Source organism: Enhygromyxa salina, assembly GCF_000737335.2.
GTDB classification, from domain to species: domain Bacteria; phylum Myxococcota_A; class Polyangia; order Nannocystales; family Nannocystaceae; genus Plesiocystis; species Plesiocystis salina_C.
This window is the reverse complement of the sequence record NZ_JMCC02000015.1, coordinates 79,232-103,565: the sequence shown is the minus strand read 5'-3', so window position 1 is coordinate 103,565 and position 24,334 is coordinate 79,232. Positions and strand designations below refer to the sequence as shown.

Below are 24,334 nucleotides of genomic sequence, written 5' to 3'. Positions count from 1 at the left end.
TCACCTGGGAACTCGAGCTCGCGCGCGGCGATCGTTCGGAGCTCTCAGCCCTCGGGCTGAAACTCCTGACACGCGAGATCGATGTTGTCGTGGAGGGCCGTATTGACGGCATCTGGGACGGCCATGGGTCCGTCGCAGATCTCCGCCGCGAAGCCGTTCGTGCCCGCTTGGATGTCCGCGAACTCGTAGAGCCGGTCGGCGTGATACGCCTCGACCGCCCCCCCACAGCTCAGTGGTTGGCTACACGCGTTGATGCCTGCGTTGACTGTTGGGTCCCCCGCAATCACGATCGCCGAGACCCCTGCTGGGTCGCCGCCCTTGAGCGCAACGAGTGTGTCGTAGAGCGTTGGGACCGGCTGCCCCGCCACGTTGCAGCCCTCGAAAAAGTCCCCGCAGCTGTGGCCGTTGACTTGGTCGTACCAGCCGTAGTCGTCGACGTCGCTCATCAGCACCATCACCAGCAGCGCGTCGTCGCGCAAGAACCCGCTGGCGTCGCCGCCGATCAGGTTCACGGCAGTGGTCAGCACGTGTTCACACCCGAGCGAGGCCCCACCGCTGTTGCCAACCTTGGTCGCCGCCGCCTGAAAGTGCACGGACATCTGCGCTGGCGTGTACGTACCGCTGTCGAACCACGGGTTGGGGTCCGCCCAGTTGTTGGGGACCACCCAGCCATTGTCGTTGTCGCCCGTCACACCAATTCGATAGTCGATGCCCCCGCAGTTCAGGTCTTCGAGCGTGTTGACGATCGACAAGAACGCTTGCCCAGCCTTGAGCGCGTTGATCTCTTCGATCATCGAGAGCGAGCCGTCCATCGCAAACAGCATGTCGACCTTCTTGCAGCCCGTGTCGACGCACGGTCCACCGGTCTCGCCGTCGAGCGCGTCGAGCTTGGTGTCGTCGCCGTCGCCATCGCCGGTCGGATCGTCGTCGCCGTCGCCGTCGCCGGGGTTCATCGTGTTGCCGCTGTTCGTGGTCTCGTCGTTGCTGCTCTGCTCGTTGGGGTTGGGCCCCGCGTTCACACACAGACCGCTGAGGCAGGTCAGGCCCGGATCGCAGACACCCCCGCCCGTGCACTCGCAGCTCTCGGCCCCGACCTCGCAGGGCGCTTTGCAGCCCTCCAGCGTCAGACCAGCGAAGAACGCGGACAATCCGGCGAGACCAAGGACAAACTTGCGCATGCGCCAGCATACCAACATGCCGGCCGGGTTCGGGCGACGATTTTTGCGCCGCGGATCACAGGCGTGACAACGTGGGTCTCACTCACGCGAGTGGCTTGCGCGGCGGCGCGCGATCGCGTGCCAGACCAGACCCGCCGCGATCAGCCCAAGCCCGGTCGCCCAGATCATTGGTTCCACCCAGAACGCGAGGCCAAGGCAGGACAGCAAGCCCGCGGCGGCGACCCACCGCGGGTAGCGGCGCTGATCCGCAGGCAGCTGCAGCGCGGCCAGGTTCGTGAGCGCGTAGTAGACCAGCACCGTGAACGCGCTGAACGACCATGCAAGCTGGACGCTGCCGACCAAGGTGATCGCTGCAATGATCGCCCCGGTCACAATTACGGCCCGCCGCGGAGAGCTGTGCTGCGAGTCCACGCGCGCGAGGGCGCTGGGCATGTCACCGCGGCGCGCCATCGCAAGCAACACGCGCGACAGCCCAAGCAGCAGATTCAGCAGCACGCCGAGCATTGCCGTGACAGCGCCGATCCCGATCAGCACCGACACCCCGCGAAGCCCGAACCCGTGGGCCGCGACCTCGAGCGGGGCCGCGGCCGCTCGGGTCGCGTTGGCCAGGCCGCCCGCGCCCATGCTGCCAACCGCGACGAAGGTGACCGCGACATACAGCCCCATGCTCACGATCAAGGTCACCACAATCGCCCGCGGGATGCTTCGCGCGGGGTCGCGGACTTCTTCTCCCAAAGTGGCGATTCGGCCGTAGCCCGTGTACGCGACGAACATCAAGGCCGTCGCATGCAGCAGCGAGGGCGCGTCGTAGGCCTGCTCGGCCAAGCGCTGCGGGCGAAACCCCGACACCGCGCTCGGGAGCCCGGCGATCACGAACACGACGAGCGAGGCGAGCGTCACGAGCACGATGATCGCGTTGGCCCGATTCGATCGTCGCATCCCGCCCGCGACGATCCCCGTCAATACCGCGACCGCAACAACCGCGAGCGCGACCCGAGCCCAGTCGTTGGTGACGCCGAATTGCGTCAGGGCATAGCCTGCAAAGCCCAGCGCCGCCGTGGCCGCAGAGGCCGACTTGGCGCACACAAACATCCACCCTGCGCTAAACCCCAGCGCTGGGTTCAAATAGCGGTACCCATATTCGTAGGTGCCGCCGCTGACAGGGTGGTTCGCGGCGAGCTGGGCGCTGGACAGCCCGTTGAACAGCGCGACCACGGCGGCCAGCGCGACGGCGAGCAGCACCGCGGAGCCGGCCACGCCCGCGGCGATCCCGATGCTGACGAAGATCCCCGTGCCAAGGATCGACCCAAGCCCCATCAGCACGGCGCCCGGCACTCCGACGACGCGGGCGAGCGCCTCCTGGGGTTCGTGATCCGGCTTTGATGCGTTCATGAGCGGGTCTCGGGCTGGGCGAGTCGTTCGCCGTCTGCGGGCGGGCGAGCGTAGCTCCGAATCAAGCGCTGAATTGGAAAAGGTGAATGATTTGGGACCACTGGAGCACACTGGACCCCGAATGCCGCGCGCGCGCGCGAGAAACCCACGCCCGAACTGAAAACATCGGCCGCTGGACGCACACTTGACCTGGAGCACTGATAGGGTTCACACACTTGGGAGTTGGCCCACACTTGGTCCGCCTCCCAGTGCCCCGCCACGCGCCATGAGTTCACCCCGCCTCAGCAACCTCAAGGTTCGCGTCGACCACCTGCTGATCGCAGGCGGCGGCGTGGTGGTCTTGGTCGCGTCGCTGCTGACCTGGCGAGCGATGCGACCCGATCCCGCCCAGGTCGAGCTCGAGGAGGGCCTCGATCGCATGCGGGACAACGATCGCGTCGCCCAAGAACCGCGAGCCCGCCCGCCCCGCTTTGTTCGCCCCTTGCACACCAGCGGCCGGTCTCGCGGCGAGCAAGTTGCGATCCCCCAGGCGCCGCCAGAGGGCGACCCCGGTGACCTCGACGCCGACGAAGCGGTCGCCAGTTTCAAGCAAGCGCTCCACGATCTCGAGGCCGCGCTCGAGAGCGGCCGCAAGCTCAGCCCACGCGAACAATACGAGCTCTACAATCGCGCGACTGGTTCGTTCACCGCGCTCTCGGCCTGGGCCGACGCAGGGGATCCAACCGAGCGCGCGCTCATGGACGACGCCTACGCGCAAATGAAGTCGCTGATGCGCGAGCTCGATCTCCAACCGCCCAAGCACGATCCAGACGCAAACCCAGTGCGCCGTTGATCAAGCTCGGATGGTCTGACGACTGGGTCTGACTACTGGGTCTGACTGGGCGGCGGGGACTGCGCCGATTCGAGCGTCCGGTCCTCACAGTCGACCAGCGGCCGTTGTGTAGCGCCACAACCACCCGGGTTGACCCAACGTTTCACCCTACCCTAACCTGCGTACGCCAGGAGATCTCATGTCGAGCGCCAAAGAAGGTTCCATGACGTACGTCACCGCACGTGGCGTGGCGTCCACTGCGGATGAGGGGCACGACGACCTCGGTGAGCGGATGCATGCGATGTCCAAGTGCACGGAAGAGGACGCCGCAAAGATCCTGCGAATGCTGGCGGATCCGGCTCCAATCAGCGCTCGAGCCAAGGCCGTCCATGAGGCAGGTCTCGCTCGATTTGCCGCTCGTTTCGCATTGTAGATTGGGCGGAACGGAAGCGCCGAATGGGGCCGGCGGAGAAAGTGCGTTGGGAGTTGATCTCGCGCAGCCATGCTCGGGCCGACTTTGACTGCGGCAGCCGGACACTCGACCAATGGTTGTTGAAGCACGCACGCGCAAATGCTCAACGAGGCGCTGGTTTGACCGAAGTGCTCGTACCCCTCGATCAGCCTGAGCACATCATTGGCTTCGTGACCCTGGCTGCATTCGGTCTGGACACGTCGCGGGTTCCCGAGTCGGTGCGGGGCCTAGGAGCCCGTGGTGCAATGCATCGCGTCGCCTCGCGCCGGGATTTTCGTCGAGATTGAGGAGCCGAAACGCACCTGTACCGGGCGTACTGGAAGTTTCGGCGACGAAGAGCTCGGCGGAAAGACCAAGCGAGGCGGCGTGATGCGTTGCACCACGGGCTCCTTGACCACCTCCAGCAGGTTCCAGGCGTGTTGCTGGCAAGAATGGGCCGCGACCTCATTTATCGAGGTGAGGGGGTCGGTGACATGCTGCTGAGGCGGGCATTCGAGCGGACCCTCGCGGTGGCCAAGTTGATCGGGGTCGCATTTTTGGTTGTCGACGCAAAGCACGGCAAAGCGAGCTGGTACGAAGCGCGTGGGTTCACGTTGGCCGGTGACCCCGATCGTCTTGTGTTGCCGGTTAAATCCATCGCGTGATGGCTCGCGTCAGCGGGTCACACACGGCCCACAGCGCGCGCCCGTGCGGAGCGCTCGCAGCTGCATGTGATCGAAGCCAAGGCAGATGTCGTTGCTGCCGCGGCGCGCAGGATCGCCGATGCAGCCCCCACGGCGGCGGCGGCTGACCGGTCCGCGAGCGGGCGAGCAGCTTGCCCTGAGCCAATGCCTGCCACGCGTCATGAAAATTTAGCCGTGACCGGGACGTGGTCCGAGGGCGTGTCCCACTCGCGCGGCTCCCAGTCGTGAACGACCTCGCCGCACCGCTCGAACATCGGCGCGCTCGCGTACACATAGTCGATCCGCAGGCCGTGCTTTTTCTCCCAGCTGCCGTCGCGGTAGTCGAACCACGTGAAGCGCCCGGCGGCTTGGTCGTGCTTGCGAAAGCAATCCCGCAGCCCCAGCTGCTCGAAGCCGTCGAGGGCCGCGTGCTCCTCGGGGGTGAAGTGAGTGCAGCCCGCCATCGCCTCGACGGACCACACGTCGCGCTCGTCTCGGGCGATGTTGAAGTCACCACACAAGATCACGGAGTCGCCAGCGCTGAATTTTGTCGCCACCTCACAGCGCAGCCGCTCGAGCCACTCGAGCTTGTAGGTGAAGGCGTCGCTCCCCAGCGCGGTCCCGTTGGGCACGTACAGGTTGTAAATACGCACGCCCGCATGGGTGCACGCCAGGATCCGGCGGTGCTTGTCGGGCTTGCCCTCGGCGAACCCGAGCTGGACATCTTCGGGCTTGGCGCCCTTGGTCAAGGTGGCGACGCCGGCGTAGCCCTTGGTCCCGTTGAGCGCGACCTGGTAGCCCAGCTCCATGAAGGGCACGCGCGGAAACAGCTGATCCTCGACCTTGGTCTCTTGCAGGCACGCCACGTCGGGTTGGTGCTCGTCGAGGTAGGTCAGCACGTTGTCCAGTCGCGCTCGGATCGAGTTGACGTTCCAGGTCATGAGGGAGAAGGGCGCGGACATGTGGGGGGAGAGTACCCTCCGTGAGTTCGCGACGCGCGCGATCTACCGACGCGAGGTCCGCCCCGTGAGGGTCCGCAAACACCCAAGAACGCGACGCCCACAGAGCCCGTGGTACGCACAGGCAATGGCCGAAGCTCTGGATGCCGCCCGCACGCCCGTGATCGTCGACGCCCTGCGCACGCCTATGGGCCGGCTCCGGGGGGTGCTCGCGCCGATGCGGGCCGACGACCTCGCGGGTCACGTGATCCAGGCGCTGCGCGAGCGCTACCCGGCGGCGCTCGAAGATCTCGAGGACGTCTACTTCGGCGCGGCCAACCAAGCCGGCGAGGACAACCGCAACGTCGCGCGCATGGCCGCGCTGCTCGCCGGGCTGCCCGAAGAGGTGCCCGGCGTGACCGTCAACCGCCTGTGCGGCTCGGGCATGGAGGCGATCATCCAAGCCGCCAAGTCCGTCATGGTTGGCGAGGGTGAGGTCTACATCGCCGGCGGCGTGGAGAGCATGACCCGCTCGCCCTACGTGATGCCCAAGGGCGATCAGCCGTTCGACAACAAGCCGCAGATCTTCGACACCGCGCTGGGGTGGCGGATGATCAACCCCAAGATGGACGCGCTGTACCCGATCGAGTCGCTTGGCGGCACGGCGGAGAACGTGGCCACGCGCCATGACATCAGTCGCGAAGATCAAGACGCCTGGGCGCTGCGCAGTCACGAGCTCGCGGCCGGGGCCCAGGACGACGGCTACTTCGACGACGAGACCATCTCGGTCTCGGTGCCGCAGGGCCGCAAGAAAGATCCGCTGCGCGTGACCCTCGACGAGTCCGTGCGCCGCGATACGTCGCTGGCCAAGCTGGCCAAGCTGCCGGCGGCGTTCCGCAAGGGTGGCAGCGTGACCGCCGGCAACTCGTCGCCGCTCAGCGACGGGGCGGCGGCCCTGCTCATCACTTCACAGGCGCGCGCCGACGCCCTGGGGCTCAAGCCGATCGCCCGCATTGTCACGTGGGGCCACGCTGGCGTGCACCCGAACGTGATGGGCATCGGGCCGATCCCCGCCAGCCGCAAGGCCCTGCAGCGGGCGGGCCTGAAGGTTGACCAGCTCGACTCGATCGAGCTCAACGAGGCGTTCGCCAGTCAGACGCTGGCCTGCATCCGCGCCCTCAAGCTCGACCCCGACAAGGTCAACCCTTCGGGCGGCGCGATCGCACTGGGTCACCCGCTGGGTTGCTCGGGCGCCCGCATCACCACGACCTTGATCCACAACCTGCGTCGGACTGGCGGCAACTGGGGTCTGGCGAGCATGTGCATCGGCGTGGGTCAGGGCATCGCAATTGTGCTGCAGCGCACAGGTTGAGTCTGCTCGACCATGACCTCGAGTCGTAGCCGCGCACACCCCGGTGGTGCGCGGCTCATCGTGCCGCACCCGAAGCGTCTCAACAGCGGCTCGATCCGCGGCTGTTCGAGCGTGAATTGGGTTTGGGAAAGATCCCCGCAAACCCCGCTGCGCACGCTTGTGCGCGGTTTCTGAGCGAGTTTGCCGTTTGACGACCGAAGCGACACGAATCTAGCCTGCCCGCCATGACGCGCCCCGCCTTGCTGACCTCGTGCCTCGCTCTCGTGCTGTCTTGCTTCGTGCCCGCGTGCGATGGGGGCGACGACTCGTCCGACGACTCGTCCGACACCGAGGCCACGAGCACCACGAGCGGCGGCATGCCGTGCGGGACCGAGTGGGCCGAGAAAGACGGCATGACCGAGTCGATCATGGATGCCTGGGGAGCCCCCTGCATGCAGAAGTCGGACTGCGAGCCGATGCTTGGCGCCGACGCCCAGTGCGTGTCGAACATCTTGGGCGTCTACAACCTGCCCGGTGGCTTTTGCACGAAGTACTGCGAGCTGCCCGACACGATGACGACCTTCATTCACGACGCCGCGGACTGTGATCCGGCCGGCGGCGTGACCTGTGTCGGCGCGAAGGATCTGTTCACCGCCTGCATCATCCCGTGCGAGAACGACAGCCAGTGCGGCCGCGAGGGCTACGGTTGCCGCACGATGCCGACCTTGGCGTCCGAGGGTGATCCAACCTTCTGCCTGATGAACACCACGGACTGTTGCACCACCGACTCCGGCGAGTGCGCGTAGCCACCAAGACCGAGGCCGAAGCCAGCTGTGGGGGTCTAATTCTCCTCGATGGTGCGATGGGCACCGAGCTGGCCGAGCGCGGGTTCGAGCTGCGCCCCCCACTGTTCAGCGCGCGGGCGCTGCTCGACGCGCCCGAGCTGGTCGAGCAAATCCACTGGGACTACCTGTGCGCTGGCGCCCAGGTCCTGACCACCAACAGCTTTGGGCTGCACGCGGCCAGCTTGGCGGCCGCTGGGATCGGCGAGCGGCAGGCCGAGCTCGTGCGCCGTAGCGTGCAGTTGATCGAGCGCGTGCGGGCGCGGGCGCTGGCTGAACAACCTGCCGAGCCCGGACCGAGCTCGGCTCGGTTTCGGATCGCAGGATCGATCCCGCCGCGGGTCCGCGCGGGTGAGCGGGCGCTGGGTCGCGCCGAGTATCGCGCCTACGCCAACGCGCTGATCACTTCGGGCGTGGATCTGCTGCTGCTCGAGACCTTCACCAACGTCGACGATGCACGCGTCGCGCTCGAGGGGCTCGTCGGCGTCGAGCTACCAGTGTGGCTGTCGGTCGTCGCTGGTGGGACGGCCCGATCTGACGGCGCGCGGTTGCTCGGCGGGGACAGCTTCGAAGATCTCGCCCAGCTCTTGCGCAGCGAGACCCACCGCGTGCCCGACGCGCTGCTGATCAACTGCACCCAGATCGACGCGATCCCTGCTGCGCTCGACGCCATGATCCAGGCGAGCGCCGACGTCGGCCTCCCGCTCGGTCTGCGTCCGCACCTTGGACGACGGCGCTACGACGGTGTCTGGATCGACCGCATTGTCGAGCCAGAGGTGTTCGCAGGGCAGATCCAGGCATGGATGCGCACCCGACCCCAACTGATCATCGCGGGGGCGTGCTGCGGTTCGCGCCCCGACTACATCGCGGCCACGCAGCGCGCCCTGATGCCCAGCGAAGCCGCGCGCGAGCAGGCTTTCGTGCGGTTGGCCGAGCTGGTCCCCTAAAACTCCCCACGCTCGGCGTGGCCGATCGTATCGTCGGAGCGTGCAAGCGGACCCCAGCGGCGCGGTGGAACTCGGCGAGGTGATCGGACGCGAGGCCGACGTCGACCGGCTGTGGACCGCGCTCGTCGCCGGCAACGTGATCCTCACCGCGCGCGCGGGCGTCGGCAAGACCACGGTGGCCCGGCTGGCGATCGCCGACGCCCCGACCGGGTGGACGGGGCGGCGGGTCTCGCTCGCTGGCGTCCGGGGTCCGGCGGCGGCCTCGGCTGCGATCATCGAGGCGCTCGCGCGTGACCCCGACGCCGGCGAGACACTTCGTGCCGCTGTCGCTTCGGTCCTCGATGGGGCCGGGCACGTCTCGGCCAACAAGCTCGAGGGGGATCCAACCTCGGCCCTGCGCGCGGCGATCGAAGCCCAGCTCGACGACCGCGCGGTCGGCCTGATGTTGGTGCTCGATGACTTCGATCGCTTCTTGTCCGACGCCGCCACCGAAGAGAGCAACGACCTCGTCGCGCTGACCAAGAGCCTCGCGGAGCTCAGCGGCGCTGACACGCGGGTGCGGTTGCTGTTGATCAGCAACACCCACATCGATCGAACCCTGGCGCGGGTCCGGCCGCCGCTGTCGGCTTCGCTGTTCGAGCGCTGCGCCCGAATGACCCTCGACCAGCTTCGGCCCGAAGCGGGGGCTCGGTTGGTCACGTCGCTGTTGCTGGGCGAGAGCATCACCGCCCGCGATCGCGCCGCGCTCGCCCGCTCGCTCGCCGACGACTGCGATCACGTGCCGCGCTGGATCCACTGCGCCGTCGCCCACTTCGTCAAGCGTCGCAAGCCGATCGTCGATGGTGATCTCGAGCGCTGCATGGTCGCCGCCGTCGCCGACCTCGATCGTGAGCCGTGGGCGTTGCGGCGCGAGCTCTCGCCCGTGCTAGACGAGTACGAACAACCCCAGCGCGGCATCGCGTTCTCGGTGTTGGACCAGCTCGCGCTCGCGGAAGAGCGCACGCTGACCTTGACCGACGTGCGTCGGCAGCTGGCGATGGAGACCACGATCGACGAAGACGCGGTCCGGCGGGTCGTGAGCGAGCTGTGCGATGATCAGCTGGTCGCCGAGCTTGGCGGGAGCCTGCAGTTTGGCGGCGAGCTGCTGCGCCTGGCCTGGCTCAAGCTGCGCTTCATTTGAGCGGCTGGGGAGCCTGGTTCGCCAAGAATTCCGCGACGGTCGGGATGAAGCGCAGCTCGCTCAGGTGCCCGTCGTTGTGGCCGCCGTCGAGCTCGACGAACGCGATCCGGGTCGCCGCGCCGGCCTCGGCGGCCGCTTTGAGCGCTTGCCCGTGGGCCGCGGGGACCAGCTCGTCGCCCGGTGAATGAGCGATCAGCACGGGTGCGTTGACCGTGGAGATCAGCGCCCGCGATGGATAGTCGAGCTTGCGCTCGAACCACCCGACCGGCAGCCACGGGTACACCTGTTTGCCGATATCCATCGTTGAAGTGAAGCTGGACTCGACGATCAGCGCGGCCGGGGGCATGCCGGCCTTGCTGACCCGCGCGGCCTGATCAATGGCCACGGCCCCACCCAGCGAGCGACCCCACATCACGATCTCGCTTGGATCGTAGCCGCGCGCGTCGACGAGGTGGCGCCAGGCCGCGAGCACGTCGAGCCGCGTGCCGTCGACGGTGGGTCGACCCGTGCTCTCGCCGTAGCCCCGGTAATCGAAGATCAAGACCGCGAACCCCAGCTCGCGCAGCCCGTTGAGCACCCCGATCCGGCCGCCGATGTTGCCGCCGTTCCCGTGACAGTAGAGGACCACCCACGCCGGTCGCTCGGTCCCGGGGCTGGGCTCTGCGGGCAAGAACCAACCCGCGAGCTTCTGGCCGTCCTCGGTGGTGATCTCGACCCGCTCGTACGCCCAGCCGATCTCGTCGGGCGTGTTGGTGACGTGCGGGCTCGGGTAGAACAGCAGCCCCTCGGGCCGCAGCAGCAACAGCGCGATCAGGCCCAGGACCAGGCCAACGGTGCCGAGCACCGTCCACCGCAAGATCTTGCGCAGCAGGCTGGGCGGCGGCGCCTCGTGGGGCTCGACCTCGCTCGGTGGCTCAGCGCTCACGCGGCCAAGATACCAGCGCCCCGACGGTGGGGGTGCCGCAGCCAAACGTTTGGTCCAGGTTCGGCCTGGGCCTGGCGGGGCTGGGCGCGGACGGGTCTCGGCTCGGTGTAGATTGATCGCGTGAGGCTTCGGACACAGGCCCTGCTGTCGCTCGCGCTCGTTGCGATCGCGAGCTGCCGCGGGCCTTTGCCTGGGCAGCTCGACGCCGACACCACAGGCGACGGCGACGGGCACGGCGACGGCGACCCGCCCGAGACCGGCAGCGACGACACGGGTGACGGCGACGCCGAGTGCCTGCCGTGGCCCGCGTCCACGCCCGCGCTGGGCATGGGCGAGACCACGGCGCTGAGCTTCGTCGACGTCACGCTCGAGGCCGGCCTGCTCGACACGGCGTACTACCCGGGCGACTGGCCACCCACGTGCGATCCCGCTGGCGAAGGCTGGGTGGGCACCCCATGCAAGATGTATCTCCAAGGTGGCGGCGCCGCGGTCGGCGACTTTGACGACGACGGCTGGCCCGACATCTACCTGACCCGCCTGGTCGGACGTGACCTTCTGTTTCGCAACATGCTTGGTGAGGGGGGCGAGCCGGCGTTTCAGGAGATCGGCGCCAGCGTGGGTCTGGTCCACGAGTTTGGTGGCAACGGAGCCGCGTGGGTCGACGTCGACGGCGACGACGACCTCGATCTCTACGTGACCACGCTCGCGCTGCCGGGTCGATATTGGTTCTACCGCAACGAGCTGGCCGAGACCGGCGAGGCCAGCTTCGTCGAACAGGGGATCGAGCGCGGGCTCGCCCTCGACGACGGGCTCCCTCACTTTGGGTTCTCGATCGGCGTGGGCGACTACGACCGCGACGGCTGGCTGGATCTGTACACCAGCGAGTGGTGGCCCGGCGGCAGCCCAACCCCGACCACCCACCACGCTCGATTGCTGCGCAACCTGGGTCCGGGTCAGCCCGGCAGCTTCGAGGATCTCACCCTCGCCGCCGACGCCTCGATGTTGATGATCAACCCCGCGGGCATGCACGCGTTCTCGCCAACCTTCGTGGATCTGGACGAGGACGGCTGGCAAGACCTCGCGGTCGTCAGCGATAACAACACCAGCCGGCTGTTCTGGAACCGAGCCGACGGCACTTTTGTAGACGGTACGCCCAAAGCGGGGGTCTCGATCGAGCGCAATGGCATGGGCTCGACCTTTGGCGACGTCGACGGTGACGGCCACCTCGATTGGTACGTCAGCGCGATCTTCTCGCCCAATTCGGAGATCGAGTGCGGCAACCCGATCTGTGGCACCGGCGGCAACCGGCTGTATCGCAGCATCGGCCCGCGCTGCTTCGAAGAGCTTGGCGAGACCTACGGCCTCAACGTTGGCGGCTGGGGTTGGGGCACAACCTTGTGGGATCCGGACAACGACGGCGACCTCGACATCGTCGAGTGCAACGGCTTTCAAGTGCCCCACGGCCCGCCGTTCACGGCGTTCACCAGTCACCCGCTTCGGTTCTGGCGCAACGGCTCGGAGCTGTTCGGGCAGCCCGAGTTCGCCGAGCAATCGAGCGCCGTTGGCCTGAGTGACACGGGCCAAGGCCGAGGGCTGGTGGCGTTCGACTATGACCGCGACGGGGATCAGGATCTGCTGGTCGTCGACAACAGCGGCAAGCACGGGACGAACACCAAGCTGTGGCGCAATCGCAGCGACGAGGCCGCGGACCCCAACCATTGGCTGGCGATCGAGCTGCACGGCAACGCGGGCAATCGTCAGGGGGTGGGGGCCCGCGTCGAGCTGCAGCGTGACCCGGGCGGGCCCGCGCAGGTCCGGGTGATCGGGGTGAACAGCCACTTCCTGGGGCACGGGGAGTACCGGGCGCACTTTGGGCTGGGGCCTTCAAACGAGCCGGTCGCGCGGGTTCGGGTGATCTGGCCAAGCGGCGCCGAGAGCTCGATCGAAGATGTGAGCGTGGGCCAGCTGCTCGAGCTGCCTGAACCCTGAGCGCCGACCATGAGCCACGAATTGCCCCGGACAGCAAGTCTGCGCGCGCTCCGTCGCTGCATGGAGAGCTACTGCCCGCTCGAGCACGACACCTGGCGCCAGCTCGAGTCGCTGTGCGTGATCGAGTCACTCGAGGCGGGCGCGTTCTTCTGCGCCCAAGGTGTCGTCCCGTCCTCGTTTGGGTTTGTCTATCAGGGGTTGCTGCGCGGGTTCACGTCGAGTGACGCGGGCCGCGAATACAACAAGGTGTTCTTCCCCGAAGCGACGTTTCCGGGATCGATGGTCGCGCTGCTCACCCGGGCGCCATCTACGTTTGCGATCCAGGCGGTCGAGCGCTCGGCTGTGGTGCGCATCGACTTTCCAGGGTATCGGCGCCTGCTCGAGGCGCGCGCGGACCTGAAGTGGTTTCAGATCCTGTACCTCGAGAAAAATTGGCTGCTGGCAAAGGAGCCCCGCGAGGTCGCCCTGGTTCAGGACAACGCGACCCAGCGCTACTTGCGATTCTTGCAAGAACACCCGGGTCTCGAAGCTCGCCTGACGCAGTATCACGTCGCCTCGCACCTCGGCGTCACCCCCACCCAGCTCAGTCGGATCCGGCGCGAGCTCGGCAAGAAAGTCGACCCGTCATCAACATAGGTAAATGCGATGGGGTCCGCGGGGGACCATGTTCCAGGCATGAGCTCCGCCGCACTCGGGTTCTTGGCGATACTCGCAGGCACCGCGATCGCCGGCCAGGCCGCCGCCAACGCGCGACTGGGTGTCCTGCTCCACAGCTCGATCCTCGCGACCGGCGTCGCGTTCTTCGCCAGCTTGGTCGTGACCTTGCTCGGTCTCGCGGTGCTGCGAACGCCGCTGCCCGACCTCGACCGCGTCGCCGCCGTGCCGCCCTACCTGTGGGTCGCGGGGGGCCTGATGAGCGCGTTTGGGGTGGGGGTCTTCTACTGGTTGATTCCACAGTTGGGCGTGAGCCGAGTCGTCGCCTACGCGCTCACAGGTCAGCTCTTGCTGTCGATGATCGCCAGTCATTTAGGTTGGTTTCAGCTCCCCGTCGTCCAGATCAGCCCCATGAAATTGCTGGGTGCAGCCTGCCTGATCCTGGGCGTCGGATTGATCCAAGGCACCACGACATGAACACGCGAGCCCAGGCAAACATCGGCAACCTCACCAACCTGTGGCGCCTGATGGGCGCCGAACAACGAACGCTCGGTACTGGCACGACCCTTCATGTGTCCAAGGCCTGGCCGCACCGACGCTGGCTGGACTGGGACAAGGCTCTGACCGAGGCAGACGTCCCGTCGCTGCGCGCAGCGTTGCGCGACGATCGTCCGGTGGTCATGCCGGTCTGGCCCGGCGCGCACCCAGAGCTGCTTCGTGGCTTGGGCGGCGCTGGGCTCGAGCCTGGGTTCACGCAGCTTGGGATGTACCGGCCACGAACGCTGGCGCTTGGCGACAAACGGTCCGGTGAGGTGGGCAGCGAGCTGGGCCGGCTCGCGCTGATCGACGTCGAGACCGAATCGTCGATCCATGCCTGGACGCGGACCGCATCACTGAGCTTTGGCTACGCGATCGATGTACCGGTCATCGCGGGTATCGTGGGGTCGCCAGGCGTGCAATTGCTGATCGCCACGCTTGGCGACGAGCCGGTCGGAACCTCGATGTTGTTCGAAGACACCCACGCCGTGGGCGTGCACATGGTTGGCGTGCTGCCGACCCACCGTCGCCGCGGCTTGGCCCGCGAGATCATGTTTGAGACGCTCCGACGCGCGCGCGATGCCGCCGCCGCCAACGTCGTCCTGCAGGCATCGCAGCTGGGCGAGCCGCTGTATCGCTCGCTGGGGTTCGAGGCGCAGTTCGTGCTGACCAACTACATGACGCCCCGCGCGGACGCCCGCGCTAGCGCTAGCGCTAGCGCTAGCGCGTGATCGCGTGGGCGAGCGCGGCCTCGATCCCCGCAGCCACCCGCAGGGCCTCGACCGTCTGCGCGACATCGTGGACCCGCACGACCGCCGCCCCGTGAGCGGCCGCCAACACCGCCGCGACCACGCTTGCGAGCTGCCGATCTTCAACCGGCTTGTCACCCGCGAGCGCGCCCAAGAAGCGCTTGCGGCTCGCACCGATCAGCACCGGACGACCGCAGCGCGCCGCCAAGAACTCGCTGGCGCCGACCAGCGCGGCCGACTGCTCACCCGTCTTGCCAAACCCGATCCCCGGATCCAGCACGATCTGCTCGCGCGTGACCCCGGCCGCGAGGGCGCGGGTCATCGCGTGCTCCAACTCATCGGCGATCTCGCCGAACAGATCATCAAAGTCCACGTGCGCCTGCATCGTCGCCGGCTCACCGCGCAGGTGGCTGATCACCAGCCCCGCCCCAGCCGCGGCCACGACCGCCGGCATGTCTGGATCCGCGAGGCCGCTGATGTCGTTGACGATCGCCGCGCCCGCAGCCAGGGCCTGCTTGGCCACGAAGGCGTGGCGTGTGTCCACGCTGATCGGCACCGAGGCCAGCGCAGCGTCAGCCCGCAGCGCCTCGATGATCGGCAACACCCGCGCGAGCTCGGTGCGCTCGTCGACCGGCGCGGCGCCCGGCCGCGTCGACTCGCCGCCAACATCCAGGATGTCCGCGCCTTGCTCGACCCAGCGCCGACACTGCCCAACCACGACCGAGACGTTGGGCCGATCGCGCGACTCGACGATCCAGCGACCGCCGTCGTGAAAGCTGTCCGGGGTGACGTTGACCACGGCCATCACCAGGCAGCGGTCGAGCGCGAGCGCTGCGTGAGCGTGGTGCCAAGTGCGGGTCACGGCGGGGGGTTCATACCTCAGTCGCCCCACCCTCGGTAGCTCGGCAGCCAGCGCGCCGCGTCACTCCGGCGGTGGCTGTTGGCTTGCGCCCGACAGATCCTCCCAGTAAAAGTCCGGCCCGGCTGCGCGATGGATCTCTCTGCCCTCAACCCCGCCCAGCGCGAGGCCGTGCTCCACACCCAGGGCCCGCTGTTGGTGCTCGCGGGGGCGGGCTCGGGCAAGACCCGGGTGATCACCCACCGCATCGCCCACCTGCTCGAGCAAGGGGTCGAGCCCGGGCAGATCGTCGCGCTCTCGTTCACCAACAAGGCCGCCGACGAGATGCGCGAGCGCATCGCCAAGATGGTCGGCAAGAAGCGCGCGGGCGAGCTGGTGCTCGGCACCTTCCACAGCCTGGGCGCGTGGATGATGCGCGAGGATCCCAAGGGCTTCGACGTGCCCAAGCGGTTCCAGATCCTCGATCAGGGCGACGTCTACGGGGTCGTGCGCTCGCTGCTGCGCGAGCACGGCTACCACGGCCCGGCCAGCAAGCGCCGCTTCGATCTTGGCGCGATCGTCCAGCGCATCAGCCTGTGGAAGAACGACTTCCTGTCGACCGAGCAGGTCAAGAACATCATCTCGTCCAACGACTACGACGACATCGCCTCGGAGCTGTACGACAGCTACGAAGATCGCCTGCGCAGCCTCGCGTGCGTGGACTTCGATGACCTCGTGTGCCGCATCGCTGCGCGCCTGCAGGAAGACCCCGACTGCCAGCAGCGCTGGCGCGAGCGGTTCCGGTACTTGCTCGTCGACGAGTACCAAGACACCAACACCGCGCAGTTTCAGATGTTGCTCGAGCTACTTGGCCCCGAGCGCAACCTGTGTGTGGTCGGCGACGACGACCAGGCGATCTACGGCTGGCGCGGGGCCAAGGTCGCCAACATCCTCGGCTTCGACGTCTACTTCCGCGACGCCAAGGTCATCCGACTCGAGGCCAACTACCGCTCAAAGCCGCCGATCACGACCTGCGCCAACGCGCTGATCGTCCACAACACCTCGCGCCACGACAAGCAGCTGGTGCCGGCCCGCCGCGGCGGCGAAAAAGTTCAGATCGTGGTCACCCGCGACGGCCCCATGGAGTCGAGCTGGGTGGCCGACAAGATCTACGAGCTCGTGAACAAAGAGGGGGTCCGCGGCCGCGAGATCGCGGTGCTGTATCGCTCGACTCGCCAGGCCCGGATCGTCGAGCAGAACCTGCAAGAGCACGGCATCGCGTTCCGGGTGCTCGGCGGCCAGCCCTTCTACGACAAAAAAGAGGTCAAGGACGCGACCGCGTACCTCAAGTGTCTGGTCATGCCGTCCGACGAGATCGCCGTGCGGCGGGCCCTCGACACCCCCTCGAAGGGGATCGGGCGCAAGACGATCGATCGGCTCGGGATGTGGGCGGAGTCCCACGACAAGCGGCTGATCGACGCGGTCCATCACGTCGCAGAGATCGATGGAATCGGCCCCCGCCCTCGCCAAGCGCTCGAGCGCTTCTCGCAGCAGATCCGCCACGCCCAGGGGCAGCTCCACCAGACCACCGCCGCCGAGGCGCTGCGCAGCCTGCTGGTCGAGGTTCGCCTGCGCGACAACGTGCTCAAGGACACCGGCTCGGGCGAGGCCACCCAAAATCGCTGGAGCGGCGTCGAGTTCTTGCTCAACAGCGTCGACAAGTTCGAGCGCCGCGCTTGGGACAAGCAAGCCAAGCCCAAGTGGAACGAATACCTGGGCAACCTCAACCTCAAGAAGAAGGACGAGGAGGACCAGCCGCCCGACCTCGTCACGCTCTCCACCTTCCACTCGGCCAAGGGCCTGGAGTGGGGAAATGTGTTCATTCTTGGGGTTGAGGAGGGCACCATGCCACACAAGCGCACGGAGGCGCCGCGGCTGTCCGACGCGATCTCGGGCGACGTCGAGGAGGAGCGTCGGCTGCTGTACGTGGGCATCACGCGGGCGCGGGATCGACTGTGGTTGATGCGCGCGACCACCCGCGTCGATCGCGGGCGCGAGCTCGAAGTGCTGCCCAGCCGGTTCCTAAAGGAGCTCCCCGACGAAGACAGCGGCGTGATCGAGCAGTACGACGTGCGCGATCAAGAGAAGCTGACGACCCAAACCATGGAGGAACTCGCGGACGCCTTCATGAGTCAGCTCGCAGGTGGCGGACCGCGCCCATGAATCACGACAGAAAATCACGACACAACGACCAAAGCGGCCTGCGGTCGGGCCGCTGTTCGTGGTAGACACAATCTAGATGTCAGAGAGAGAGCCGCGGGTCGCCGAGGTCGGGCGGCTGTTCATCATCCACCACGCCGAGCCTCCAGACCTCGATGAGGCCAAGGCCGAGATTGCGCTCTTCAAGGTGTTCGCCGACCAAGTTGGTCGGGCACCGATGTTGATGGTGCCGGACAAGATCCTGCCGCCAATGGGCCAGGAGGTCCGGGCTTACTACCGTGACGCGACAACGGGTGACCCCGGGGTCGAGGCCATGGCAACGGTCGTCGGTGGGCTCGTTGGGCTTGGGGCCTCGATCATGTCGAGCATCATGACGCAGATCTTCCAAGGCCAAACCGGCATCCCGATGCGCACAATCCGCGAGCTCGACGAAGCTGCAGAGTGGTTGTGCAACGTGGCAGATGTTCGGGCCAAGCCCGACGAGATTGTTGCCGCCGTCTCGAGGCTTCGAGCGCTACCGTCCTAACGGCCGGGTCGTGTACCATCGCTAGCGAGCACCGTCCGCTCGCCCGAGGACACGATCATGGCCCTGAAAACTACCTCCGTCGTCACGCTTCGCGCCTCTGGCATCGCAGCGCTCATGTTGCTCGCCAGTGGTTGTCCCGATCCCGAGGCTCGGTTCAACGAGTTCATCGACGGGAGCAAGGACCACCGCATGGACGCGGGCGAGGGCGAGGGCGAGGGCGACGGCGACGGCGACGGCGACACGGGCATCGAGGGCGTCCCGGACATGAGCGGCGCCTACCTGTTCGCGCTCGAGACCTCGCTGGGGCCGGAGTTACCGCTGCAATTCGTCACGACGATCGACATGACCGTCAACGAAGATGGCTCGGGCGCGGTCGCCGACCTGTCATTCCAGCCGCTGAGCCTCGACCAGGGCGAGGTCCTGACCCCGCGCGAGTTCGTCGGGGATCCGCTCGTGTTCCCCGGTGTCGAGTTCGACATGGACGGCAACTACGAGCTCGACATGGGCATCGTCATGGTCGATGGCGCGGCGAACCCGATCACCGGCAGCGACATCACGGCGTCGCTCGTGGTCCTCGGTCGCATCGTCCATGCCGACGCGCTGTGCGGTGAGCTGACCGGCATGCTGATGAGTCCGCTCGAGTCCGACCTCGCCGGCTCGACCTTCGCGGCGCTGCGCCTGGCCGACGACGGCTCGGATCCAAGCACGCTGCCGCTCATGTTCCCGTACCGCTGCAACATGGTCCCGGACATGGAGGAGCCAGAGTTCTCGGGCACCTTCTTGTGGGCGCTCGAGACCTCGCTCGGTCCTGATCTTCCCCTGCAGTTTGCGACCACGGTCACCTATACGGCCTCGGCCGACGGGCTCAGCGACACCGCAGACTTCAGCTTCCAGCCGCTCAGCCTCGACCAGGGCGAGATCCTGAGCCCGCGCGAGTTCATCGGCGATCCGCTCGAGTTCCCGGGCGTCCCGGTCGACGCTGACGGCAAGTACATGATCGACATGGGCGTGGTCTCGGTCGAGGGCGGCGCCAACCCGATCACCGGCAGCGACATCACGGCGTCGTTGGTCATCGATGGCGAGATCCGCAACTTCAACAGCATGTGCGGCACGCTCAGCGGCATGTTGATGAGCCCGCTCGAGTCCGACCTCGCCGGCTCGACCTTCGCCGCCAAGCGCCTCGCCGACGACGGCTCGGATCCCGGCACCTTGCCAACTGAATTCCCATACAAGTGCAGTCAGCTCTGAGCTGAAGCCCGGTGTCTCTCCCCTCTCTCTCGATCTCACGCGATTCCAACATGAGCACCCCCCGCTTCACTGCTTCACCTCGCTCTGGCTCTTCAACCTCGCTCGCAAAGTGGGCGGCCGGGTTCGCCAGCTTGCTCTGCGTTGGCCTGTGGGCCCCAAGCGCCGACGCCTCGGGCATTGGCACCGCTCGCTTCGGCGGCGAGCACGGCCACCCCACCGGCACCAACGCGACCACGATCTACTACAACCCTGGCGCGATCGCCCTGTCCAAGGGCACCCACATCTTCGTCGACGGCCTGATCGCGCTGCGCAAGGTCCAATACACGCGCCCCGAGAGCGCAGTGAACCCGCAGCCCGGCGCCATGGGCCCCAACATCAGCCTCGACGAGGCCAACGGGGCCAACAACGGCACCGCTGACCTGTTCAACGTCGCGGGCGCTCCGTTCTTGGGCGTGACCTCGGACTTTGGCACCGACTTCGTTTACGGCGCCGCGGCGGTCTACGTGCCGTTTGGCGGGGGCTCGGCGTGGGGCAAGAACGATCAATTCAAGAACGACCCGGACTACCCCGGCGCCTACGACGGCGTGCAGCGCTGGTATGCGATCGACGGCAACATCCGCTCGTTCTATTTTACCGGCGCGATCGCGTTCAAGATCAAGGCCGCCGCCAACCTCACCCTTGGCGTCAGCGGCAGCGCGATCTACAGCTCAATCGACACCGTTCGGGCCCGCAACGCCGACGGCACCGACAACCTGGTCTCGGGCACGGACCCTGACAACTACCGGCTCAAAGAGGGCCGCAGCTGGCTGAAGGCCTCGGGCTGGCAAGGTGGGTTCGCCGCCGGCTTCACGGTCGAGCCCGTCAAAGACGTGTTTTGGATCGGCGGCTCGTACACCAGCCAGCCCAACGTCTCTGGCGGCATGGCGCTCAAGGGCGAGCTGACCAACATCTTCACGACCGGCGAGGTCGCGGTGACCAACGTCGAGGTCACGCAGACCTACCCTGACATCGTCCGGCTTGGCTTTCGCGTGCGACCCATCCCCAAGCTCGAGCTGCGGGTGTTCGCCGACTACACGCGCTGGTCCGTGTTCGACAAGCAGTGCGTGTTGATCGTCAAGACTGACCCGTCCAACGACGACACCCGCAAGTGCGACTTTCCGAACGCCGACACCGCCCTCGAGGATCCCTCGAGCTTCGGCGCCGGCGACGAGAACGTCGTGGACGTGACCCAGCACCTTCCGCGGTTTTGGAAGGACGCGGGCGGCGTGCGGGTGGGCGTTGGCTACTGGTTCATCGACGAGCTCGAGACCTACATCGGGCTTGGCTACGACAGCTCGGCGATCCCCGTCGAGACCGTTGACCCGGCGCTGCTCGACATGGACAAGATCACCGTGACGCTCGGGGCGCTGTGGCAGGCTCACGAGCGCGTGGCGCTGGGCGCGACGGTTGGGCAGATCATCTATCTGACGGTGGATACCAAGGGGCAGAGCGTGTTCAACGAGTTCCAGCCGCCGACCCGGCAGGCTAGCGCTGACGGCATCTACAAGCAGTGGATGACGATCGGCAACCTCTACCTCGACATCTCGTTTTAATTAGACCCCCCCGGCCGGTTTCGCACTTCGCAGGTCACTCGCTTCGCTCGCTCCCGGGGGGGCGTTTGTTCGCGGGGGTATGTGTGGCCCCCTGGAAGGGGGCTCTCGTCTGGGCAGCAACAGGCCGGCGGAGGGCGCTCCATTCGTATGGTTTGGCACTTCGCGGGTCGCTCGCTTCGCTCGCTACCGGGGGCGATTGTCGCGGGGGTATGTGTGGCCCCCTGGAAGGGGGCTCTCGTCTGGGCAGCCACGGCCAGCGGAGGGCGCTCCATTCGTATGGTTTGGCACTTCGCGGGTCGCTCGCTTCGCTCGCTCCCGGGGGGCGATTGTTCGCGGGGGTTCTTGTCTGGGCAGCAACGGCCCGGCGGGGGGCGCTTCATTCGTATGGGTTTGGCACTTCGCGGGTCGCTCGCTTCGCTCGCTCCTGGGGGCGATTGTTCGCGGGGGTATGTGTGGCCCCCTCGAAGGCCTCGAAGGGGGCTCTTGTCTGGGCAGCAACGGCCCGGCGGAGGGCGCTCCATTCGTATGGTTTGGCACTTCGCGGGTCGCTCGCTTCGCCCGCTCCCGGGGCCCCTCGAGGGGCCCTTGTCTGGGCAGCCACGGCCGGCGGAGGGCGCTCCATTCGCTTTCGACTTCCGCGGCCGGCTTGGCACTTCGATGCTCGCGGGGGAAGCTCTACAGACTCGCGGACGGGAGGCGGACCCTTCCCAGGCCACCCCCCGTCCTCATCTGGGGCTCCACCGACACTGCCAGTTGGACCTCTGGCAGCCGCGCGCTGCAGGCTCCTGGTCCCCAGCGCACGAGCAACATAGACGCACCCGCTCCTGTGCGCACTGGCCGTTATGGCCAAGAGGGGGCACTTTGGACCCCCGGGGGAACTTCGTCGGTCCAGGGGGAGGCCGCTGAGGCCGGCGGACACTTGGCACTTCGCACTTCGCTGGCGCCTCGGCTCCTCGCTCTTTGGGGCAGGGGAAGCGGGTCACGGCCAAGGGTGATAAATTGCGGCCGATGACTCGCGCTTCCATGCAGCTCTTCCGCGGCCTGTCGGTCTTGACTCTGTTCACGCTGGTGCTCCCCGGCTGCAAGAAAGATCCGGAGCCGGAGCCGGAGAAAGAAGTGAAGACGGCGCCCGAGCCGGTGGTGTTGCCTGATCCGGGGCCGGTCGAGCCGCGCTTCGATCTGTCGGGGCCCACGCCGCCCGAGACCAGTACGGTCGTGTTCTCGGTCGATGGTGCGCTGACACCTCTGGCCTGCTTCAACAAGGACAAAGGTGCGTTGGCCAGTGGGGCCGACTGTGTCGGGCTGGTGGCCGAGGGGTCCGAGGTCTACATGGAGTCCAGCTTTGGCAAGAAGGCGCTCGAGAAGACCGGGGCGGGGACGGCGACCTCGATGTGTGCCGACGAAGGGGCGATCCCGGTGGCCGCTCTGTCGAGCGGCGCCGACTACGACTGGGCGGTCTGGCCCAAGTCACTCGCGCCCACGTTCACGCAGATCAGCCCCGACACCTGGTCCGACCGCGGGGCCCGCCTCGATGAAGCAGAGACCAAGGCGGTTCAAGAGGCGATCGCCAAGGTGAAGAAGTCGGCGGGCGAGTTTCAGCCGAAGCAAAAAGCCACCATCGACATCGACGGCGACGGCACCGACGAGCTGTTCGCTTCGGCGGTGTTGATCAACCCCAATGATCCCGACACCTACCTGTTCTCGGGCCTGTTCATGGCGCCCGGGGGCGACCTCACCAAGCTGCAGCTGATCGACCAAGCAAAGAAGGGCGCGGACGTCATCAAGCTGTTCGGTGCGGTCGACCTCAATGGCGACGGCAAGCGCGAACTGTGGACCGGGATCAGCTTCGATGGTGGGGCCGGCGAGCGCATGGTGGAGCTGAAGGACAAGCCCACCGTGATGGGCAAGTGGACCTGCGGCGCTGGCGGCTGACGTACGGGCAGGCGCCAATCCCGCGGGGTGGCCACTCAGAGCCCACGAGCGATCGCTCGTGGGCTTTGTCGTGCATTGATCTGCACACTTTTCGGCTCTGCCAAGCACAAGGGCGATGTACGAGGTGCGGATCTTACGCACAATTGATGCTATGGGTAAGTAACGCTCTGAACGGTGAATGAATGTGATTCAGATCCTGGAGTGGAGCCACGGATGTGGTGTCTGAACAGCGTTCAAGAATGCTGTGAACTGATTTCACATCTTGGATTGCGTCGACGCGTGCACATGTGCTAAGTATTGCACACCATGATCGACACCGAGCTTGCGCGCTTCAGTGAGCGACCGCTGACCCTGCTTCGAAGGACCCTGGGCACCCGCAAGGAGATCCGCGGCAAGGTCCGGCGGGCGAGCCACACCCTCGCCAACTACGCCAACCCCAAACGAGTCGCAGGTAGGTTCGAGCGGCTGCAAGTGTTGGGCTACATCGGCGGCGGGCCCAACCGGACCCAGTTCATCTTCGGCTCGATGGACATGTTTCGCTTCTTCATTGTCCCTTGCGCGGCCGACTACTACCGCAGCAAGAACATCACCTTCGCTTTCCATGCGCTGCTGCGTTTCCTCGACGACCCAGCCAGCATGATGGATCCAACCGGATTCATGAGTCATCGGGACGCGATCATCGGCCACCTCATGCAGGTGACCCACGCCGATCCGGTCTACGATCTACAGCTGCTCGCCGCGATCGACGACGGGCTGTCCGAGCTCGAGTCGCAGCTGCTTCAGATCATCGATGGGACGCATCCGCGGGCGGAGTCAATCGGTGCGATCATCGAGGACGCCGAGTACCACCAACGCCTGCTCGAGCATGTGCGCGAGTTCATGGCCGATCCTGCGCACTGCAAGCCGTTGCTGCGCGAGAACGTCGCCAACAACCCGCACTTCGGGGAGATCGCGGGCACCTTCGGAGACCTGCCTTCGGCCATCGGCTACTTTGCGAGCCTGCCGGACCGCCCGTTGCCCGCGCTCCGGCGCCTGCTTCGGACCCGCAAGTTTCCGCGGCCCCAAGCCAGGGCCGTCGAGCCCGCCGCCAACGACAGCGAGCGCGCTGACGGCAATGCTCCACATCACGTCGAGGGTGGGCAGGCCGCGTAGCACGCACCATGCTGATTTCGGTGATAGTGCCGATAGTCAGCTCATCACAGACAAAGCGTGCATCACGCTAAACAGGGCACGTCCGGCAAATGTGCATGGTCGCGACAGGCAAATGTTGCATGTGCTGAATTTCTGCGTTGAGTTTCTGCCTGGTTCGGCCGGTATGGGGAGCCGCGGAGGTCTAGACGGGGAATTCGAT

The 24,334-nt window shown here is 66.7% G+C and carries 22 protein-coding genes; 17 read left to right on the top strand and 5 right to left on the bottom strand.

Annotated features, from left to right (window positions below; genetic code table 11):
- Nucleotides 1–44: 44 nt before the first annotated feature.
- Both DB30_RS07970 and DB30_RS07965 read right to left on the bottom strand, forming a co-directional pair.
- Nucleotides 45–1,178, bottom strand: coding sequence for a VWA domain-containing protein (locus DB30_RS07970; RefSeq protein ID WP_052547448.1), 1,134 nt, complete (start codon nucleotides 1,176–1,178; stop codon nucleotides 45–47).
- A 78-nt stretch (nucleotides 1,179–1,256) separates the two neighbouring features.
- Complete coding sequence (locus tag DB30_RS07965; protein ID WP_052547446.1) at nucleotides 1,257–2,570, bottom strand: APC family permease; 1,314 nt, start codon at nucleotides 2,568–2,570, stop codon at nucleotides 1,257–1,259.
- 265 nt (nucleotides 2,571–2,835) lie between these two features.
- Here DB30_RS07965 and DB30_RS07960 point away from each other — a divergent pair, with 265 nt between their 5' ends.
- The 3 genes from DB30_RS07960 (at nucleotide 2,836) to DB30_RS07950 (ending at nucleotide 4,497) form a co-directional block, all read left to right on the top strand.
- A complete protein-coding gene (locus DB30_RS07960; RefSeq protein WP_052547445.1) occupies nucleotides 2,836–3,402 on the top strand; it encodes a hypothetical protein in 567 nt (188 codons plus the stop codon).
- Nucleotides 3,403–3,580: 178 nt separating this feature from the next.
- Nucleotides 3,581–3,814: a hypothetical protein gene (locus tag DB30_RS07955; RefSeq protein WP_146658266.1), complete on the top strand. Its 234-nt coding sequence runs from the start codon at nucleotides 3,581–3,583 to the stop codon at nucleotides 3,812–3,814.
- 470 nt (nucleotides 3,815–4,284) lie between these two features.
- Nucleotides 4,285–4,497 (top strand): GNAT family N-acetyltransferase, encoded by a 213-nt coding sequence (locus DB30_RS07950; RefSeq protein WP_146658265.1) that lies wholly within the window; start codon nucleotides 4,285–4,287, stop codon nucleotides 4,495–4,497.
- Between the two features lie 197 nt (nucleotides 4,498–4,694).
- Here the strand turns inward: DB30_RS07950 and xth are convergent, their stop codons facing one another.
- Nucleotides 4,695–5,477 carry an exodeoxyribonuclease III gene (xth, locus tag DB30_RS07945; RefSeq protein ID WP_052547440.1) on the bottom strand — a complete coding sequence of 261 codons (783 nt, stop codon included), beginning with the start codon at nucleotides 5,475–5,477 and terminating at the stop codon, nucleotides 4,695–4,697.
- Nucleotides 5,478–5,601: 124 nt separating this feature from the next.
- Between xth and DB30_RS07940 the strand changes: the two genes are divergently transcribed.
- From DB30_RS07940 to DB30_RS07925, 4 genes are all read left to right on the top strand, one after another.
- Nucleotides 5,602–6,825, top strand: a complete 1,224-nt coding sequence (locus tag DB30_RS07940; protein ID WP_052547438.1) for a thiolase family protein — start codon at nucleotides 5,602–5,604, stop codon at nucleotides 6,823–6,825.
- Nucleotides 6,826–7,049: 224 nt separating this feature from the next.
- Nucleotides 7,050–7,610, top strand: a complete 561-nt coding sequence (locus tag DB30_RS07935) for a hypothetical protein (RefSeq protein WP_052547437.1) — start codon at nucleotides 7,050–7,052, stop codon at nucleotides 7,608–7,610.
- Nucleotides 7,601–8,593: a homocysteine S-methyltransferase family protein gene (locus tag DB30_RS07930; RefSeq protein WP_146658264.1), complete on the top strand. Its 993-nt coding sequence runs from the start codon at nucleotides 7,601–7,603 to the stop codon at nucleotides 8,591–8,593. Before DB30_RS07935 ends, DB30_RS07930 begins: the two co-directional genes overlap by 10 nt.
- Before the next feature lie 40 nt (nucleotides 8,594–8,633).
- The gene (locus DB30_RS07925; RefSeq protein ID WP_052547435.1) at nucleotides 8,634–9,773 is read left to right on the top strand and encodes an AAA family ATPase; all 1,140 of its coding nucleotides are present in this window, start codon (nucleotides 8,634–8,636) and stop codon (nucleotides 9,771–9,773) included.
- On the opposite strand, the gene DB30_RS07920 is transcribed toward DB30_RS07925, so the two are convergent.
- Nucleotides 9,766–10,698 carry an alpha/beta hydrolase gene (locus DB30_RS07920; protein ID WP_052547434.1) on the bottom strand — a complete coding sequence of 311 codons (933 nt, stop codon included), beginning with the start codon at nucleotides 10,696–10,698 and terminating at the stop codon, nucleotides 9,766–9,768. The genes DB30_RS07925 and DB30_RS07920 overlap by 8 nt on opposite strands.
- A gap of 120 nt (nucleotides 10,699–10,818) precedes the next feature.
- Here DB30_RS07920 and DB30_RS07915 point away from each other — a divergent pair, with 120 nt between their 5' ends.
- Genes DB30_RS07915 through DB30_RS07900 form a run of 4 tightly spaced genes read left to right on the top strand, consistent with a single transcriptional unit; the run spans nucleotide 10,819 to nucleotide 14,609 of the window.
- Nucleotides 10,819–12,687, top strand: coding sequence for a CRTAC1 family protein (locus DB30_RS07915; protein ID WP_052547433.1), 1,869 nt, complete (start codon nucleotides 10,819–10,821; stop codon nucleotides 12,685–12,687).
- 9 nt (nucleotides 12,688–12,696) lie between these two features.
- A complete protein-coding gene (locus DB30_RS07910) occupies nucleotides 12,697–13,323 on the top strand; it encodes a Crp/Fnr family transcriptional regulator (RefSeq protein ID WP_052547432.1) in 627 nt (208 codons plus the stop codon).
- A gap of 39 nt (nucleotides 13,324–13,362) precedes the next feature.
- Entirely contained in the window at nucleotides 13,363–13,818 is a 456-nt protein-coding gene (locus DB30_RS07905) for a DMT family transporter (protein ID WP_052547430.1), read from the top strand.
- A complete protein-coding gene (locus DB30_RS07900; RefSeq protein WP_052547428.1) occupies nucleotides 13,815–14,609 on the top strand; it encodes a GNAT family N-acetyltransferase in 795 nt (264 codons plus the stop codon). The genes DB30_RS07905 and DB30_RS07900 overlap by 4 nt, the downstream gene beginning before the upstream one ends.
- Here DB30_RS07900 and folP read toward each other — a convergent pair.
- Nucleotides 14,599–15,489 (bottom strand): dihydropteroate synthase, encoded by an 891-nt coding sequence (gene folP / locus DB30_RS07895; protein ID WP_240480188.1) that lies wholly within the window; start codon nucleotides 15,487–15,489, stop codon nucleotides 14,599–14,601. The genes DB30_RS07900 and folP overlap by 11 nt on opposite strands.
- A 129-nt stretch (nucleotides 15,490–15,618) precedes the next feature.
- Here folP and DB30_RS07890 point away from each other — a divergent pair, with 129 nt between their 5' ends.
- The 6 genes from DB30_RS07890 (at nucleotide 15,619) to DB30_RS07865 (ending at nucleotide 24,135) form a co-directional block, all read left to right on the top strand.
- Nucleotides 15,619–17,688 (top strand): ATP-dependent helicase, encoded by a 2,070-nt coding sequence (locus DB30_RS07890; RefSeq protein WP_052547425.1) that lies wholly within the window; start codon nucleotides 15,619–15,621, stop codon nucleotides 17,686–17,688.
- 76 nt (nucleotides 17,689–17,764) lie between these two features.
- A complete protein-coding gene (locus DB30_RS07885; protein ID WP_052547423.1) occupies nucleotides 17,765–18,211 on the top strand; it encodes a hypothetical protein in 447 nt (148 codons plus the stop codon).
- 57 nt (nucleotides 18,212–18,268) lie between these two features.
- On the top strand, nucleotides 18,269–19,459 hold the full coding sequence (locus DB30_RS07880; RefSeq protein WP_052547422.1) for a hypothetical protein: 1,191 nt from the start codon (nucleotides 18,269–18,271) through the stop codon (nucleotides 19,457–19,459).
- Between the two features lie 50 nt (nucleotides 19,460–19,509).
- Nucleotides 19,510–21,051, top strand: coding sequence for an OmpP1/FadL family transporter (locus DB30_RS07875; protein ID WP_052547420.1), 1,542 nt, complete (start codon nucleotides 19,510–19,512; stop codon nucleotides 21,049–21,051).
- 1,008 nt (nucleotides 21,052–22,059) lie between these two features.
- Nucleotides 22,060–22,983, top strand: coding sequence for a hypothetical protein (locus DB30_RS07870; protein ID WP_146658261.1), 924 nt, complete (start codon nucleotides 22,060–22,062; stop codon nucleotides 22,981–22,983).
- Nucleotides 22,984–23,289: 306 nt separating this feature from the next.
- Nucleotides 23,290–24,135: a hypothetical protein gene (locus tag DB30_RS07865; protein WP_052547416.1), complete on the top strand. Its 846-nt coding sequence runs from the start codon at nucleotides 23,290–23,292 to the stop codon at nucleotides 24,133–24,135.
- Nucleotides 24,136–24,334 lie beyond the last annotated feature (199 nt).

Bases quoted from the DNA above. Each gene is read 5' to 3' on its own strand.
- DB30_RS07885 (WP_052547423.1), top strand. From the start codon at position 17,765: ATGTCAGAGAGAGAGCCGCGGGTCGCCGAGGTCGGGCGGCTGTTCATC.
- DB30_RS07965 (WP_052547446.1), bottom strand. From the start codon at position 2,570: ATGAACGCATCAAAGCCGGATCACGAACCCCAGGAGGCGCTCGCCCGC.
- DB30_RS07955 (WP_146658266.1), top strand. From the start codon at position 3,581: ATGTCGAGCGCCAAAGAAGGTTCCATGACGTACGTCACCGCACGTGGC.
- DB30_RS07950 (WP_146658265.1), top strand. From the start codon at position 4,285: ATGGGCCGCGACCTCATTTATCGAGGTGAGGGGGTCGGTGACATGCTG.
- DB30_RS07875 (WP_052547420.1), top strand. From the start codon at position 19,510: ATGAGCACCCCCCGCTTCACTGCTTCACCTCGCTCTGGCTCTTCAACC.
- DB30_RS07940 (WP_052547438.1), top strand. From the start codon at position 5,602: ATGGCCGAAGCTCTGGATGCCGCCCGCACGCCCGTGATCGTCGACGCC.
- DB30_RS07870 (WP_146658261.1), top strand. From the start codon at position 22,060: ATGACTCGCGCTTCCATGCAGCTCTTCCGCGGCCTGTCGGTCTTGACT.
- DB30_RS07865 (WP_052547416.1), top strand. From the start codon at position 23,290: ATGATCGACACCGAGCTTGCGCGCTTCAGTGAGCGACCGCTGACCCTG.
- xth (WP_052547440.1), bottom strand. From the start codon at position 5,477: ATGTCCGCGCCCTTCTCCCTCATGACCTGGAACGTCAACTCGATCCGA.
- DB30_RS07910 (WP_052547432.1), top strand. From the start codon at position 12,697: ATGAGCCACGAATTGCCCCGGACAGCAAGTCTGCGCGCGCTCCGTCGC.
- DB30_RS07935 (WP_052547437.1), top strand. From the start codon at position 7,050: ATGACGCGCCCCGCCTTGCTGACCTCGTGCCTCGCTCTCGTGCTGTCT.
- DB30_RS07900 (WP_052547428.1), top strand. From the start codon at position 13,815: ATGAACACGCGAGCCCAGGCAAACATCGGCAACCTCACCAACCTGTGG.
- DB30_RS07880 (WP_052547422.1), top strand. From the start codon at position 18,269: ATGGCCCTGAAAACTACCTCCGTCGTCACGCTTCGCGCCTCTGGCATC.
- DB30_RS07890 (WP_052547425.1), top strand. From the start codon at position 15,619: ATGGATCTCTCTGCCCTCAACCCCGCCCAGCGCGAGGCCGTGCTCCAC.
- DB30_RS07970 (WP_052547448.1), bottom strand. From the start codon at position 1,178: ATGCGCAAGTTTGTCCTTGGTCTCGCCGGATTGTCCGCGTTCTTCGCT.
- DB30_RS07905 (WP_052547430.1), top strand. From the start codon at position 13,363: ATGAGCTCCGCCGCACTCGGGTTCTTGGCGATACTCGCAGGCACCGCG.
- DB30_RS07960 (WP_052547445.1), top strand. From the start codon at position 2,836: ATGAGTTCACCCCGCCTCAGCAACCTCAAGGTTCGCGTCGACCACCTG.